The organism is Chthoniobacter sp., assembly GCF_040003245.1.
Classification (GTDB): domain Bacteria; phylum Verrucomicrobiota; class Verrucomicrobiia; order Chthoniobacterales; family Chthoniobacteraceae; genus Chthoniobacter.
In genome coordinates, this window is the sequence record NZ_JBDUCX010000177.1 from 1 (window position 1) to 14,043 (window position 14,043).

15 protein-coding genes and 1 pseudogene are annotated in these 14,043 nt (G+C 64.7%); 10 read left to right on the forward strand and 6 right to left on the reverse strand.

Annotated features, from left to right (window positions below):
• Together ABJF10_RS21410 and ABJF10_RS21415 are read left to right on the forward strand one after the other, a co-directional pair.
• Positions 1-445, forward strand: a 445-nt coding sequence (locus ABJF10_RS21410) for a DUF935 family protein (protein WP_348546647.1), incomplete at its 5' end; no start/stop codon positions are given.
• Between the two features lie 77 nt (positions 446-522).
• Positions 523-2,463, forward strand: a complete 1,941-nt coding sequence (locus ABJF10_RS21415) for a bifunctional serine/threonine-protein kinase/formylglycine-generating enzyme family protein (protein ID WP_348546648.1) — start codon at positions 523-525, stop codon at positions 2,461-2,463.
• 163 nt (positions 2,464-2,626) lie between these two features.
• Here the strand turns inward: ABJF10_RS21415 and ABJF10_RS21420 are convergent, their stop codons facing one another.
• From ABJF10_RS21420 to ABJF10_RS21440, 5 genes are all read right to left on the reverse strand, one after another.
• Positions 2,627-3,556 carry a D-alanyl-D-alanine carboxypeptidase family protein gene (locus ABJF10_RS21420; RefSeq protein WP_348546649.1) on the reverse strand — a complete coding sequence of 310 codons (930 nt, stop codon included), beginning with the start codon at positions 3,554-3,556 and terminating at the stop codon, positions 2,627-2,629.
• Positions 3,537-4,727 (reverse strand): amidohydrolase family protein, encoded by a 1,191-nt coding sequence (locus ABJF10_RS21425; protein ID WP_348546650.1) that lies wholly within the window; start codon positions 4,725-4,727, stop codon positions 3,537-3,539. The genes ABJF10_RS21420 and ABJF10_RS21425 overlap by 20 nt, the downstream gene beginning before the upstream one ends.
• A complete protein-coding gene (locus ABJF10_RS21430; RefSeq protein ID WP_348546651.1) occupies positions 4,724-5,356 on the reverse strand; it encodes a DR2241 family protein in 633 nt (210 codons plus the stop codon). Before ABJF10_RS21430 ends, ABJF10_RS21425 begins: the two co-directional genes overlap by 4 nt.
• The gene (locus ABJF10_RS21435) at positions 5,353-6,177 is read right to left on the reverse strand and encodes a CbiX/SirB N-terminal domain-containing protein (RefSeq protein WP_348546652.1); all 825 of its coding nucleotides are present in this window, start codon (positions 6,175-6,177) and stop codon (positions 5,353-5,355) included. The genes ABJF10_RS21430 and ABJF10_RS21435 overlap by 4 nt, the downstream gene beginning before the upstream one ends.
• A gap of 155 nt (positions 6,178-6,332) precedes the next feature.
• Entirely contained in the window at positions 6,333-8,114 is a 1,782-nt protein-coding gene (locus ABJF10_RS21440) for a tetratricopeptide repeat protein (RefSeq protein WP_348546653.1), read from the reverse strand.
• A 34-nt stretch (positions 8,115-8,148) separates the two neighbouring features.
• Between ABJF10_RS21440 and ABJF10_RS21445 the strand changes: the two genes are divergently transcribed.
• The 6 genes from ABJF10_RS21445 (at position 8,149) to ABJF10_RS21470 (ending at position 11,984) form a co-directional block, all read left to right on the forward strand.
• Positions 8,149-8,931: a L,D-transpeptidase family protein gene (locus ABJF10_RS21445; RefSeq protein ID WP_348546654.1), complete on the forward strand. Its 783-nt coding sequence runs from the start codon at positions 8,149-8,151 to the stop codon at positions 8,929-8,931.
• Positions 8,932-9,057: 126 nt separating this feature from the next.
• On the forward strand, positions 9,058-9,237 hold the full coding sequence (locus tag ABJF10_RS21450) for a twin-arginine translocase TatA/TatE family subunit (protein ID WP_348546655.1): 180 nt from the start codon (positions 9,058-9,060) through the stop codon (positions 9,235-9,237).
• 57 nt (positions 9,238-9,294) lie between these two features.
• Positions 9,295-9,606 carry a twin-arginine translocase TatA/TatE family subunit gene (locus ABJF10_RS21455; protein WP_348546656.1) on the forward strand — a complete coding sequence of 104 codons (312 nt, stop codon included), beginning with the start codon at positions 9,295-9,297 and terminating at the stop codon, positions 9,604-9,606.
• A gap of 66 nt (positions 9,607-9,672) precedes the next feature.
• Positions 9,673-10,584, forward strand: coding sequence for an endonuclease/exonuclease/phosphatase family protein (locus ABJF10_RS21460; protein WP_348546657.1), 912 nt, complete (start codon positions 9,673-9,675; stop codon positions 10,582-10,584).
• On the forward strand, positions 10,581-11,639 hold the full coding sequence (locus ABJF10_RS21465; RefSeq protein ID WP_348546658.1) for a TlpA disulfide reductase family protein: 1,059 nt from the start codon (positions 10,581-10,583) through the stop codon (positions 11,637-11,639). Before ABJF10_RS21460 ends, ABJF10_RS21465 begins: the two co-directional genes overlap by 4 nt.
• A 114-nt stretch (positions 11,640-11,753) precedes the next feature.
• Complete coding sequence (locus tag ABJF10_RS21470) at positions 11,754-11,984, forward strand: DUF3185 domain-containing protein (protein WP_348546659.1); 231 nt, start codon at positions 11,754-11,756, stop codon at positions 11,982-11,984.
• A 7-nt stretch (positions 11,985-11,991) separates the two neighbouring features.
• On the opposite strand, the gene nagA is transcribed toward ABJF10_RS21470, so the two are convergent.
• A complete protein-coding gene (gene nagA, locus ABJF10_RS21475; protein WP_348546660.1) occupies positions 11,992-13,152 on the reverse strand; it encodes an N-acetylglucosamine-6-phosphate deacetylase in 1,161 nt (386 codons plus the stop codon).
• 70 nt (positions 13,153-13,222) lie between these two features.
• Between nagA and ABJF10_RS21480 the strand changes: the two genes are divergently transcribed.
• Together ABJF10_RS21480 and ABJF10_RS21485 are read left to right on the forward strand one after the other, a co-directional pair.
• Complete coding sequence (locus tag ABJF10_RS21480; protein WP_348546661.1) at positions 13,223-13,621, forward strand: peptide chain release factor-like protein; 399 nt, start codon at positions 13,223-13,225, stop codon at positions 13,619-13,621.
• Between the two features lie 166 nt (positions 13,622-13,787).
• Positions 13,788-14,043 (forward strand): annotated as a pseudogene (locus tag ABJF10_RS21485) (TonB-dependent receptor); the annotation flags it as partial.

Genomic DNA, 14,043 nt, shown 5'->3' on the forward strand with positions numbered 1-14,043 from the left:
CGGCAGCCACGCCCTCGGCCAGGTGCACGCCGATGTCCGCTCGGGCATCATCGACGCCGCCGCGAAATTCGCCGCCGGAGTCATCGAACAACAACTCATCCCCTCCGTCCTCCGCCTCAACTACGGCGACACCGACGAAGCCCCCACCCTCACCTTCCACGAACGCACGGAAGACAATCTCACCGCCCGCGCCCAATGGATCTCGACCCTCGCCGGCGCTGGCGCCGGCGGAATCATCTCTCTTGATTGGCTGGGCAAGACCTTCGGTATTCCCAAGCCGAAGGCGGGGAAAGCGGTGCTCGCCGAGCCGGAAAAGACGGCGCCGGCCCATCCGCCAGAAGGACCGTTCGCGGCGGGGGCTTGGGCCTGTCGGGAACGGCATGCCCTCCGTCACTGCGCGTTCCAAGCTTGCGCGCAAGAATCGGCCAGCAATATAAACAGGTAAACGGAGCGGCACTCTCCATTGACTTCCCTGCCGCGTTCCGCCTCTCTCCCAGAGCTCTGTTCTTCTGACCCGGACCCATGCCAGACACCACTCGGAAATCGCCCCCTTGCCCCCAATGCGGTGAGTTGCCTGCCGGCGAGCTTCTCGCCCTGACGGTGATCGATTCCAAGCCCCCGGGCGCTGACCTGCGACGTTGGGTCCCGCCCACGGTCGAGGAACTCCAGCGCGGGCTGCCGCAATTTGAGATCCTCGAGATGGCCGGACGCGGAGGGATGGGTGCGGTCTATAAGGGCCGGCAGAAAAGCCTGGACCGGCTGGTCGCGATCAAAGTCCTGCCCGCCGATATCCACCAACGCAGCGGGGATTTCGCCGAGCGCTTCAAGCGAGAGGCCAAGGCCATGGCGCGACTCAGTCACCCCGGGATCGTGGCGGTGCATGATGCGGGCGAGACGGCGGGCGGGATGCTCTACTTCGTCATGGATTTCATCGCCGGCACCGATGTGCAACGGATGCTCGCCGCGCAAGGCCGGTTGGCGCCGGAAAATGCGCTCGCCATCACCGCGAAGGTTTGCGAGGCGCTGGCTTACGCTCACGCTCACGGCGTCATTCACCGCGACATCAAGCCTTCGAACGTGATGATCGATACCGAGGGACAGGTGAAGGTGGCCGACTTCGGGCTGGCGAAGTTCGCCTGGGCAGAGCCCGAAACGCTCACGGCCAGCGATGTGACAATGGGATCACCGGACTTCATGGCGCCCGAGGCGATCGGCGCCCACGCGCATGTCGACCACCGCGCAGACCTCTACGCGGTCGGCGTCATGCTCTACCAGATGTTCACGGGGGTCGTCCCCCGCGGCCGCTTTGACCCGCCTTCGCAGGCCGTGCCCGGCCTCGACAAGCGCCTCGACCGCATCGTCGACCGGGCTCTGCAGTCCGACCGCGACAAGCGCTATTCCACCGCGATCGAGATGCAAACGCAGATCGCCCGTATCGTGCCTCACCACCGGCGACCCGGCTCCATCATTCCAAAAGGGGTCACTCCGCTGGCGCGGAAAATACCGTTCCTCGCCAGCTTGGCCGGGCTCGTCGTTGCCGCGGGTGTGCTCGTTTATTTTGAACCGTGGAAACACGGCGCAGCGGCGGAGACCCGGTCGGCGGCGGCAGCGACCCGCCCCCGCTCCCCTTCATTGGCGGCCACTCCGTTTGGCAGCCTGACCGGCGCAACGAAGGATGCGCCTTGGGTCAACACGATGGGGCAGGAGTTCGTGCCGGTGCCGGGCACCAATGCGCTGTTCTGCCGCTGGCCCACGCGGGTGAAGGACTACGCAGCTTACGCGCGCACGACCAAAATAGACGAAGCGTGGACCAGCCAGCAAAAGGACGGCATCCCGGCGGGTCGCGAGCTGGAGCACCCGGTGGTGGCCGTCACTTGGGAGGAAGCGCAGGCGTTCTGCCAGTGGCTCACGGAAAAGGAAACCGCCGCTGGCCAGTTGCCCGAGGGCGCGAAGTATCGGCTGCCCACGGACGAGGAGTGGAGCCACGCGGTCGGCCTGGCGGCCGAGACCGGGGCGACACCGGCCGAGAAAAGCGGAAAGAACGTCGTCGACTACCCGTGGGGCATTGGCTTTCCGCCGGCCAGGGCCAAGGTGGGGAACTACGCCGATTCCGCATGGCACGAGGCCTTCCCCAAGGAGCCGTGGATGGAAAACTATACGGACGGCTACCCGACCACCTCGCCTGTGGACAGTTTCCCGGCCAACGCGGTTGGGCTTTGCGATATCGGGGGCAACGTATGGCAGTGGTGCGAAGACTGGTATGACTCATTGCAGAAGGACCGCGTGCTACGCGGAGGCTCGTGGAGTGTCGGCTCCCGGACCTATTTGCTATCGTCCTACCGCATGCACGACCTGCCCGCGAGTCGCCACAGCTACTACGGCTTTCGTTGTGTCCTGGCGCGCGCCCGACCGATCACCAGCCATCACACCGCACTCGAGATCGCGGGAAGCCAGCAGCGCTAACGAACTCCGATCCGCGAAGTGGCCCAGCACCGGACGTTGGTTCGCAACTTGTGGGTATAGCATGGTGCTGCGGAGCCGCCCCCGGCTATCGTCCTACCCGGAATAGGTTCCCATACCGTCTTCCCCGCCTCGAAGCGCGTGCCTACCTGCCAACCCGGGGAAGCTAGTGCCCGGTGGAGGTGGTCGCGGTGGCCTCGGTGAGGCGGTCGAGGCCGTAGCTGAGGAGGAGCATGCTATCGTTCCAGATGCCGGGCTTGTCGGTGTGCATGACCACGGAGATGACTTCGCGATTGCCGCGCATGGCGGCGCTGACGAGGACCTGCTGGGAGGGGATGGTGTAGCCGGTCTTCACGCCGGTGCAGCCGGGGAAGCGGTCCAGGAGGCGGTTGTGATTGTGCAGGGGATTGACGGCGCCGGCGACCGTCCAATTGTATTCGCGGGTGCTCACGACCTGGCGGAAAAAGGGCTGCTGCATGGCGGCGCGGGCGATGAGCGCGAGGTCGCGCGGGGTGGTGTAGTGCGCGGGATCGTGGAGGCCGTTGGGATTGACGAAGTGGGTGTTCTGCGCGCCGAGTTCCTTGGCGCGGCGGGTCATCTTCTCGGCGAAGGCCTCGATGGAGCCGGCGTTGTCGCGCCCGAGAGCGTGGGCCACGTCGTTGGCGCTCTTGAGCATCAGGCCATAGAGCATCTGCCGCCGTGTGTAACGCTGGCCGGGCTTGAGCTCGAGGCTGCTCTCGCCAACCTTGCTGTCTTCGAGGTCGCATTCGACTTCCTGGTCGAGGTTGCCTTCCTCGATGACCAGCAGCGCGGTCATGATCTTGGTGGTGCTCGCGGGATATTGCGGCGCGTCGGCGTTCTTTTCGTAGAGGACCTGGCCGGTCAGGGCATCGAGGACGATGGCGCCCCAGGCGGCGAGTTGCAGTTCTCCATTGGCGTCCAGGGGCGCGGTCGGCGGCGGCGGGGCGGGCGTGCCGTCGGGGGCAATGGTCGAGATGGGCCGGCGGCGTTTGGTCGCGCCGAGGACGCCTTCCGGCGACAGCACGAGGGCGGCGGCGGTGAACAGCAGCAAAAGACTACGCGCAGATTTGGCCATCGATCATCATCCAGGAAACAGGGTCGTCGTGATTGACGATATCTTCGTAAACGCCGCCGAGGCTACCGGGCGCGGGCACGGCGATCAAGTCGGCGAGTGCGCCGGGGGCGATTTTTCCGAGTTGGCCACGGCGCCGTAAGGCGCGCGCGGGGTTCACGGTGACCATGCGGAGCAATTCTTCCGGACGCAGCCAGGGCTCGACCGCGCCGAGCATGCGCATCTCCTCGAACAGACTGAGCGAATCCGTGCTGGCCAGGCTGTCGGTGCCGAGGCACAGGTTCACGCCGAGTTCGTGCAGACGCCGCGCGGGAAAAGGCGGGTGGCTGAAATAGCGGTGGCTGCCGGGGCAATGGACGACGTGCGGGCCCGCGCCGCGCGGGAGTTCGGCGAGCAACTGGAAATCTTCCTCGAGCAAGGTATTCATGTGCACGAGCAGCCATTGCGAGTCGATCGCGCCGGTGCTCCACAAATGGCCAAAGGGCGTGGTGGCGCCGCAGTCCCTCATGGGTCGCTGAAGCGAGGTCATAAAATCGTAGAGGACGCCGCCGGCGTGGCGAAACATGTCGAACTCCTCGGTGGATTCGGCGACATGGGTCGTGAGCGGCATGGTGAAGGACGACGCGCAAGCGTTGGCCAGCTGGTAAAGATTGAGCGAAGCGGTGTAAGGCGCGTGCGGGCTCAAGCCGAAGCTGTCGAGCGAGTTGGCGCGATGCTGAAAGAAGGAGAGGGCGCCGGCGACCACGTCATCGGTAGTGATGCGGTGCCGGATATCGATCATTTCATAAAACCACCAGGTGCGCACGGGCGAGGGACCGAGCCGCGTCATGAGCTCGGGGAACGCCTCAATGTTGCAGACGCTGGTGGTGCCCCATTTCTGCAGGTCGGCGAAGCCGCGCCGGATGGCGGCGAGGTAATCCGCGCTGTCGAGACTGCGCTTGAGGGCGTTGATGCGCTGGACCCAGGCGGTGAATTGCTTGGGGCGGGCGATGGCGTGGCGCATCATCGAGTAGTCGAGGTGGCAGTGCGCGTTGATCAGGCCGGGGAGGAGGACCTGCTCGCCGAGATCCAGCACCGGGCCGACGGCGACGATGCGATTGCCCTCGATGGCGACCGCGCCGTTTTCGATCGGCGGGCCATCCATGGTGACCACCTGGCGGGCGCGGATGATCATGCGGGCGCCTCGCTTTTCTTGACGATCTCGCGCGCCTTCGCGACGAGCAGATTGCAGGCTTCGTGGCAGAGCAAGGGCAGCCGCTGCGGCGGGGCGGCGGATTGGAATTTCTCCACCGGCAGCGAGGTGATGGGCACGCCGGGGGCGATGGTCCAGAGGATGCGCTTCACGCATCCGCCATCGCTGCGGCAGAACCCACCGATCATCGTTTGCGCCTGCGCATCGGTGATTTTTTTCGTAACCGCGTACATGCCGGTCTGCCGGGCGAGCGTTTCCCGCAAGGGCACGGTCACGAGCCGGCCGCGCTGCAGACCAAGCCACACGCCGAGCATCGCGGGATAGAAATAATCGAGCGCGCGGCGCAGCTCGGTGAGATCGGCGAGGTGCAGGCGCCAGCCATGGCGAAGATTCGGCGCGGTCTTCAGCGGACGGAACTGCCCGGCATCGTCGTAGTGGGCGAGTTCGCGCGCCGCTTCCGCACCTTGGAGGCAGACCACCTCGCAGAGCAGGGCGTCATCCGCATGATGCAGGATAAAGCCGTTTTCGAGTGGTTCGACATGAAGCTCGCCCATCTCCCGGCCACCGCCCGCAATCCAGTCGGCGAGGGTTTGCGTGAGATTCTGCATCATGCGAGAGCGGCCGCCGAGTGCGCGGCGTCGAAAGCCGCCACCTGCTCGAGGATCACGTCGGCGAAATGCGGTTCCGTGCCGATGGCGCTGGCGTAGTAGAGCGAGCGGCCGCGCAGATGGTAGGGATTGTGGCGGAAGATTTCCTTTTGCGTGGCACTGGCCGCGCCGGTCGATTCCGCGGCGATGCCGAGCAGCACCGGGATGTCCTCGTAGCTGTGCAGTCCGTCGGCGATGAAGAAAGGCACGACGATGACGTTGGGTTGCGAGGCGTATTCGTCCCACTTGGAGATGAGCGGTTCCTCCTCCATGTAGGCATTGAGCACCTCGCCGTAGATTCCACGCGATGCGATGTGCTGCACTTCGCGCTTGGCAGCCGCGGCGGAGTTGTCGTTCAAGTCCGTGCCGTGGCCGACGATGAACAGGCTCGTCCCTTCCGGCGGGATGCCCGGGGCGACTTCCGCCGCGCGGCGCAGCAGCAATTCGGTCATGCGCGGATGATTACCGACCGGCTCGCAGTACTTGATGGTGCGCCCGTCGCGGAGCGTGACGGGGCCGGCGAGCTCGAGTTCGCGCGGGATGACGGTGCGCGTGAAGTAGCCTTCGCTGATGAAATTCGGGACCACGTAAATGTCGTCGGCATCGACCATGTGCAGCACCTGGCGGAGGCTGGGCTCTTCTTTCCAGAACGCGCAGTACACCTCGCCGAAGAGGCCGCGCCGGGAGATCTCGGCGGCGTGGTCGAAGGTCGGGGTGCTGGAATCGGCGTTCACGGTGGAACCGTGGCCGACGATGATGAGCGCGCTGTGGGGTTTGGCGGTCATGGAAGAGATGTGCGTTTTATGGATACGGACAGACAAGTCGAACGGTTTCGCGGCTGTGGCCAGCGAGTTTTGAATGGGAAACCGCGAAACAATCGTAATAGACGAAAGGAAGAGCCCCTTTTCATTTGGTTCGTCGGTTTCGTGGCTTAAAACTTTTACCGCACGTTTCCGTGTGAAGGCGCGCTGACGAGATGCCAATGTTCCGCCTCGCGCACGTCGCGGCGGGCGGCTTCGCGCCGGGCTGCGGCGGCGAGATCCGGCTGCTGCTGCTCGTCGAGCAACGCGGAGAGCAGGCGCCACGAGTCCGCGCGAAAATCATGTTGCTGCAGAAAGCCGCGCAGTTCGCGCAAGGCCTCCGGCGATCCGGAACGCTCGCGCAGGTATTCGATGTAGCGCTGGCGAATGCCCCAGTTGTCCGGCGCGGCGGCGACGGCTTGACGGAGCAATTCGCCGGGATCGTGGTTGGATTCGGCGGCTTCCATCGAGGCGCGCAGGGAAAGGCAATCGGCCGCGAGCAGCGGCGAAGTTTCCGCGTGTTCGAGGGCTTCCTTTGCGTGGGGAAGATCGTGCGCACGCAGGAGGATGCTGGCGTAACCGAGCCAGATGATCGGCTGATCGGGCGTGTGGCGCAGGGCCTCACGATATAGAGCCAGGGCGGCGTCTTGATGACCCGCGGTGAACTCCACATTGCCGAGGTTCATCAGCATGCGAGCGGAATTGCCGCCCGCAGCGATGGTGCGCTCGATGAAGGTGCGCTGGTCATGCCAGTCGGCCTGCCGCACGAATGTCCGGACGCCGAGAAAGAGGACCCAACACCCGGCGATGAGGAGGACGGCAGGCCGCTGGAGGACCCGCTGGAGCGTGAGCGCGACCGCCAAAAATAGAAATGCGCCGGGCACGTAGAGCCAGTGCTCGGCAATGGTGGCGTTGAGGGGGAGGAGGTTGCTGATCGGCAGATACGCGATGACAAACGCGGCGAGGCAAAGGGCCGCGGCCGGTTCGCGACGGAGGCAATACCTCATCCAGAAAATGAAACCGATGAGCAGAAGCACCCCGGCGAGCGTCTGGAATTCGAGCGCGCGGGCCTGCCGGAAGGTGGCCTCCGGGGTGTCGAGCGGGCGGGTCGTCACGTCACGCTCCATGCGCAAGGTGACCGGGGCGACGAGCAGGCCCGCATAGCCGGCGAAGGCGCGAGCGGTGAGGATCGGGCGGATGGCGGCGGGGGTGGGCGGCGCCGCAGGGGGCGCGACCTTCTCCGAGGTGAAACGCAACCCGCTATAGGCGGCGACGAGGACGATGACTATCAGCCCCCACGAAACCAAGGCGCGCCGTGTTTCCGGTCGCCACGCGAGGATGAGCAACCAGAGAGGCAGGAAGAGGATGCCGCTTTCTTTCGAGAGCATGGCGAGAAAGAAGCAAACCGCCGCGCCGAGCTTCCACGGCCAGGCGCGGCTGGAAAGACCGAGCGCGAGGCCGGTAAAGCCGAAGAGGGCAGCGAGCGGATCGGCCCGGCCCGCGACATACGTGACGGCTGAGGTTTGCAGGGGGTGAATCGCCCAGATGACGGCCACGCCGAAGGCGATACTCAAGCGGTTCCTTGACTCCAGTCGGCCAGCCATCTCCGCGAGCAACCGTTCCGCCGCAAAGAAAAGTGCCACGGCAGCGCCGGCGTGAATGAGTATGCTGGTGAGGTGCCAGCCCCAGGGCCGGTCGAAGCCGTAGACCTGATAGTCGAAGACGAAACTCAGGCGCTGGATGGGGCGGTAGAAATTGGACGCCGTGGCGTCGAGAAAGAGAAAGTGACGAAAGCCCTCGGGGATGAGCCGCCAGCTGCGAATGAGCGGATCGCGCAGGACGAGCGCGGTGTCGTCCCAGACAAAACCATTGCGCAGCGCGGGCCAGTAAACGAGAAGAGTCGCCGCCATGATCAGCAACACGGCTCCGGTTCGCGTTAATTTTTTCAAGTACTCGATGATGAGAAAGAGAATCCGTGCCAGCAAGCGTGCGTTTGGCCTTTGGGTCATGGCCTTGGTGGTCGCGGTGAAGACCTTCGGCGCGGGACTCGATTCCTCGGTGCAGCAATTGATCGTCAGCGTGGCCCCGGACTGGGATGCCTCGACCGGCAAGCTGCAGCTTTTCGAAAAGACGAATGGCGCGTGGAAGGCCTCCGCGCCGGCCATCCCGGTGCTCTATGGCAAGAACGGTCTGGTGTGGGGACGCGGCGTGCTCGGCACCGATGAACCCGGGACGCACAAGCAGGAACACGACGGCCGCGCACCGGCGGGGGTCTTCAAGATCGGCACGATCTATACTTACGATCCCAGCCTGCCGTCCGGCGCGAAGTATCCCTTTCATACCGTGGGTGCAGGCGATGCATGGGTCGATGACATCACGTCGCCGGACTATAACAAGCACGTGACCATTCCAGACCCAGCCAACCCACCGCCGTGGTTTGAAAAGCAGAAGATGCGGCATGGCGACTTCGCCTATCGCTGGCTGGTGGAGATCCGCCACAACTCCGATCCGCCGGCGGCCAATGCCGGCAGCGCCATCTTCTTTCACATCCGGCGCGGCCCAACCCGCAAGACCGCCGGTTGCACGACCATGGCCGAGGACGATTTGGTGAAGCTGATCCGTTGGCTGCACGCCGACAAGCACCCGCACTACGCCCTGCTGCCCCGGGCCGAGTACGAGGCGAAATGGAAGGCGTGGGGATTGCCGAGCCCACAGGAAGCGGCGGCGGTGATGCCGTAGAAGAAGCGCCTCATTCCTCTGTAGGCCGCAAATTCTCCGCTAACAAACCGCCCTCCCGCCGGATACTGAGAGACCATCGCATTCTGCCTGCACCGTGCGGGCGGCGAACCTCAACCCCAGTAACCTATGATTATCGCCACTTTCTTCAACCTTGCCGGGCCGGACCTCATCATCATCCTGGTCATCGTCATGCTCCTGTTCGGAGCCAAGAAGCTGCCGGAGCTGGCCGGTTCGATGGGCAAAGCCATCCGGGAATTCAGCAAAGCCAAGGATGAAGCGACCAAAGACCTGCCGCTGGATAGCTGAATGACCCATTGCAACTTCCCGTAAGCCGGTGTAGTTGAAGCAGAACCCCAATCCCTTATGAATATCGCCAGCCTTTTCAACCTCGCAGGGCCGGATCTCATCATCATCCTGCTTATCGTCCTGCTTCTTTTCGGTGCGAAGAAGCTGCCCGAACTCGCCCGCGGCATGGGTCAGGCGGTGCGTGAATTTACCAAGGCCAAGGATGAATTTGAGCGCGAAGTGACCCGTCCCGTGGAGCCAGCCGCCCCACCAGCGCCGGCCGCGAAGCTCGACCAGCCGGTGTCGGAGATCGCGCATGAGGTGCCGCATGACGTGCATGACCCGCACGCCGAGCAGACGTCGGAAACGCCGCACACGCACGTCTCTTAAGAGAACGTAGTCCACTTTTCGATTAGGGCTCGCCTTTACCGGGCGAGCCCTTTTCCATTTCGCGGCATGAGACTCCCCCGGTTCTTTGCCCTGCTGCTCGCCTTCCGGCTGCCGCTGGGGGCGTTGATGGCGGCGAACCCGCCAGCCGTAGTGATCGCCACTTACAACGTGGAGAACTATCTCGGCGAGGAAGCCGTCGCGGCCGAGACCGGCGGGCGGCGCAGCCGGCCGAAAGCGGAAAAGGCCATCGATGCCGTGGTCCAGGTGATCAAGGACATCAACCCGGACATCCTCGGCGTGTGCGAAATGGGCGAGCCCGAACGGTTCGAGGATTTCAAGAGACGGCTCGCGGGCGCCGGCTTGGGCTACCGGGACTTTGAGTATGTGCAGGCGCTGGACAGCGAGCGGCATCTCGCGCTGGTCAGCCGGTTTCCGATCGTCGCGCGGCAATCGCTCACCAACGTGTCCTTTGAACTGGCCGGCAGGCCGGAGAAGGTGCGCCGGGGATTTCTGGACGTGACCGTGCAGATCGCCAGCGGTTACCAACTCCGCGTGGTGGGCGCGCATTTGAAATCGAAGTTGCCGACACCGGAGGGTGAGGCACTCGTGCGCCGGAATGAAGCGCTGCTCCTGCGCAAGCATCTCGATGAGATCCTCGCGGCCGACCCCGCGGTGCGGCTCGTTTGCCTGGGGGACTTCAATGACCTGAAGAACGAGCCGTCCTATCACGAAATCACCGGGGCGCGCGGCAAGACGTACATGACCGCCCTGCCCGCCCGGGACGAGTTGGGCGACACCTGGACCGAATACTGGAAGGCGGCCGATCTCTACTCCCGCATCGACTACATCTTCGTCAGCCCGGCCTTGCACCGCGAGGTCGCCCCCGGATCGCCGCGCGTGTATCGTTCCGCCTATTGGAACGACGCGAGCGATCACCGGCCGGTGTATGCGACAATCATTCCCTCGAACCGACCATGAAACGCCTTTCCAGCCAGCTTCGCAGTGGTCTGATCGCGGCCGCGATCCTCGCCGGGACGTGCGCCGGTGTGCTGGCCGGAACGGTCGATGAAGACTGGCAGGCGGTGGTCGCGCTCGATGCCGGGCCGGGCGGGCAGCCCGATACCGCCGAGGCGGCGGGCAATCTGGTGGTGAGTCATCTCGCCAGGCAGGAAAAGGCGCTGCGCGCGTTCCTGACGGCGCATCCGGAGGATACGCATGTCTTCGAGGCGCAGCTTCGCCTGGCGCGCCTGCTGCAAATCCGCGCGGATTTCGAGGGCTCCGAGAAGCTGCGCGTCGATTCGAAGCGGATGCTCGACGCCTTGGAAAAGACGGCCACGCCGGAGCAATTGCCGGAGCTGAAGTTCGCCAAGCTGGCGCGGATGATGCGCTCGCTGACGCGCACCGACCCCGCGGCGCGCGAGGAGCTCCTGACGGCGACGCGACGCTTCCAGACCGAGTATCCGACGGACCGGCGGCTGGCGGCGTTGTTGACCGAGGTGGCGACGCTTTTCGACACGCAGCCCAAGCTCAAGGAAGCGCTCCTCGACGATGCGCGAGCCATCGCGACCAATCCGGACCTGAAAGCCCGCATCGCCGACGACTTGCGGCGGGTGCACTTGGTCGGGCAGGAGGTGCCGCTCAGTTTCACCTCGGTGCAGGGACAGGAAATCAGCATCGCCGGTCTCGCGGGACGACCGGTGTTCGTCATCTTCTTCGCGCAGAGTTCGCCGCCGGCGATGGCCGCGCTCGGCAAGCTCCAGCAGGAAGTCGGGCAGCTTCCGCAAGGCAGCATTCGCGTGGTGGGAGTGGCCCTGGATATCAAGCGAGAGACGGTCATGGACCTGCTCAAAACGCGCGGCATCACATGGCCGATCGCATGGGATGGGAAGGGCTGGACGAGCCCGCTGGTGCGCGGGCTGGGCATCAACGCGGTGCCGACGGTGTGGCTGCTGGACAGCCACGGCCGGTTGCGCGCGCTCAATGGGCTGGACGGCGCGGCGAATCAGGCGCGGCAACTGATGCGCGAGAAGTGAAATAGCGATTTTAGGGCCTTAATATGCGGTATTTCACAATGGAGCCAATGGAGCCAATGGAGCCAATGGAGACCCGGCCAAAACGCCGCGTGCGCGCGATTCCATACATGAGTTATGAAACCTGCGACCATTGTTGGCATCCTTTTGATTATCGTCGGTGTGATCGCTCTGGCCTACGGCGGCTTTAATTTCACCACGCATGAACAAAAGCGGGTTGTGGACCTCGGCCCGCTGAAAGTCGACGCCAACGTAGAAAAGGAGCACTCGGTGCCCCTGCCTCCGATCCTCGGTCTGGCAGCGCTGGCGGGTGGCGTGGTCCTCGTGGTGGTGGGCGTCAAAAAGTGAGCGGCGCCTAAAGCACGTTGCGGCCGCCGACGAAGGTGTGCGTGACCTGGAAGTCGTCGGTGAAGCTGACGAGATCGGCTTCAGCCCCGACCTTGAGCACGCCCTTCCGCGCTTCCAAGCGCAAGGCGCGGGCGGGATTCAACGTGGCCATGCGCACGGCCTCGACGAGCGAGATTTCCACGAGTTGCACCATGTTCCGCACGAGATCGATCATGCCCGCAGTGCTGCTGGCCAGGGTCTGGCCATCCGCGGTGACGCTGACCCCGCCGCGCACGACACAGGCAATATCGCCGAGCTGAAACGTCTCGCCGTCGGCGAGACCGGCCCCGGCCGCGGCGTCCGTGACCAGCACGATGCCGTCGGGCCCTTTGGCGAGATAGAGCATGCGCATCAGCGTCGGAGAAACGTGGTGCGCGTCGGCGATCAATTCGCAAAGAACTTCCGGTTCGCTGAGGACGAACTCGAGCAGACCGGCCACGCGGTACGGCCCGCGGCGGCGCGCGGTGGACATGCAATTGAACGTGTGCGTGGCGTGCCGCATGCCGTGGGCAAAAGCGGCGGCGGCGTCTTCGTCCCACGCATCGCTGTGGCCGCCGCTGGGAATGATGCCCCGGCCGGCGAGTTCCTCGAAGAGTTCGAGCGCGCCGGGTAATTCGGGCGCCACGGTCATTTGCGTGACCAGCCCATCGAAGGCGAGCCATGGCTCCCATTCCGCACGCTGGGGGTTGCGGATCAAGTCGAGCCGGTGCGCCCCGGGCTTTTCCTTGGAAAAGTATGGGCCCTCGATGTGAATGCCGAGCAGTTGCGCACCGTCGCCGGACGGCTGCCGGCGGTACTCCTGCGCCGCTTGCAAGACGCGCAGGATGCTCTCGCTCGTCGCGGTGACCGTGGCAGGCGTCAGCGCGGTCGTGCCGCCGCGGGCATGATGCCGGCAGATCGCGGCAAAGGCCTCGGAGCTCGCTTCCATCGCGTCTCGCCGCTGGGCGCCGTGAACGTGGATGTCGATAAATCCCGGGGCGAGAAACTGGCCGCCGAGATCGATCACCGGTTCGCCGGCGAGTGGCTCCAGCGCTTGATCGGAGAGCGCGGCGATCTTGCCATCCGTGACGCGCACGTGGCCGCGAGCCAGGCGATCGGCGAAAATGAGGCGGGCATTGGAGAGAATCATGGCCGTGTGGGTCGCAGGTTTTAAGTGTTTCGTCACTTAAGACTTAAAGCTTAAAACTAGAAACACCGAGATGAAACCCGCGTCCGATTTTCACACGCAAAAAGCCGCGCGGCTGGCCCGGCTGCGCCTGGATGCGGCGGACTTCGAGGAGAAATTCTCGCGCAGTTCCGGCCCCGGGGGGCAGCACGTGAACAAGGTCTCGACCGCGGTGCAACTGCGCCACATCCCGACCGGTGTCGCCGTCAACGTGCAGGACTCGCGCTCCCAATCGATGAACCGCCAGCTCGCCTGGACCCGTTTGCTGGACGCCATCGAGGAGCGGCGCCGGGCGGAGCGCGCCGCGGTGCGGTCGGAGATTGCCAAAAAGCGGCGGCAGAATGCGAAGCGTCCGCGCGGGGTCAAAGAGCGCATCCTCGAGGGAAAGAAGCGCCGGTCGAAGATCAAGAAGCTGCGTTCGAAGGATTGGTAGCGCCGAGGTGTAAGGCGCGTGTCCCCACGCGCCGGGAGAAGGAGACATTCGCAGCGCCAGGCCCGGCGCGTGGGGACACGCGCCCTACACCCGCTTTTCACGCTGCCGCCAGCTCGTCGCACATCCGCGCTCGCCGCCCGCCCGCCCCTTTGCTTAACTGACCCGCATGATGACATCGACAACGGACGAGGCCATGGACACGCACAACAAGGCCCTCAAGATCAACCTCGATAACCGCTTTTACGGGACGCTGGCGGAAATCGGTGCGGGGCAGGAGGTGGTGCGCTGGTTCTTCCGCGTGGGCGGCGCCGCGGGCACGATCGCCAAGAGCATCTCCGCCTACGACATGCAGGTGAGCGACGCCATCTACGGCGACACCGAGCGCTACGTCTCACGCCAGCGGCTCCAGGCCATGCTCGACC

What these genes read in the sequence shown, in the direction of transcription:
- ABJF10_RS21415 (WP_348546648.1), top strand. Translation starts at nt 523, where the DNA reads ATGCCAGACACCACTCGGAAATCGCCCCCTTGCCCCCAATGCGGTGAG.
- ABJF10_RS21420 (WP_348546649.1), bottom strand. Translation starts at nt 3,556, where the DNA reads ATGGCCAAATCTGCGCGTAGTCTTTTGCTGCTGTTCACCGCCGCCGCC.
- ABJF10_RS21425 (WP_348546650.1), bottom strand. Translation starts at nt 4,727, where the DNA reads ATGATCATCCGCGCCCGCCAGGTGGTCACCATGGATGGCCCGCCGATC.
- ABJF10_RS21430 (WP_348546651.1), bottom strand. Translation starts at nt 5,356, where the DNA reads ATGATGCAGAATCTCACGCAAACCCTCGCCGACTGGATTGCGGGCGGT.
- ABJF10_RS21435 (WP_348546652.1), bottom strand. Translation starts at nt 6,177, where the DNA reads ATGACCGCCAAACCCCACAGCGCGCTCATCATCGTCGGCCACGGTTCC.
- ABJF10_RS21445 (WP_348546654.1), top strand. Translation starts at nt 8,149, where the DNA reads ATGATGAGAAAGAGAATCCGTGCCAGCAAGCGTGCGTTTGGCCTTTGG.
- ABJF10_RS21450 (WP_348546655.1), top strand. Translation starts at nt 9,058, where the DNA reads ATGATTATCGCCACTTTCTTCAACCTTGCCGGGCCGGACCTCATCATC.
- ABJF10_RS21455 (WP_348546656.1), top strand. Translation starts at nt 9,295, where the DNA reads ATGAATATCGCCAGCCTTTTCAACCTCGCAGGGCCGGATCTCATCATC.
- ABJF10_RS21460 (WP_348546657.1), top strand. Translation starts at nt 9,673, where the DNA reads ATGAGACTCCCCCGGTTCTTTGCCCTGCTGCTCGCCTTCCGGCTGCCG.
- ABJF10_RS21465 (WP_348546658.1), top strand. Translation starts at nt 10,581, where the DNA reads ATGAAACGCCTTTCCAGCCAGCTTCGCAGTGGTCTGATCGCGGCCGCG.
- ABJF10_RS21470 (WP_348546659.1), top strand. Translation starts at nt 11,754, where the DNA reads ATGAAACCTGCGACCATTGTTGGCATCCTTTTGATTATCGTCGGTGTG.
- nagA (WP_348546660.1), bottom strand. Translation starts at nt 13,152, where the DNA reads ATGATTCTCTCCAATGCCCGCCTCATTTTCGCCGATCGCCTGGCTCGC.
- ABJF10_RS21480 (WP_348546661.1), top strand. Translation starts at nt 13,223, where the DNA reads ATGAAACCCGCGTCCGATTTTCACACGCAAAAAGCCGCGCGGCTGGCC.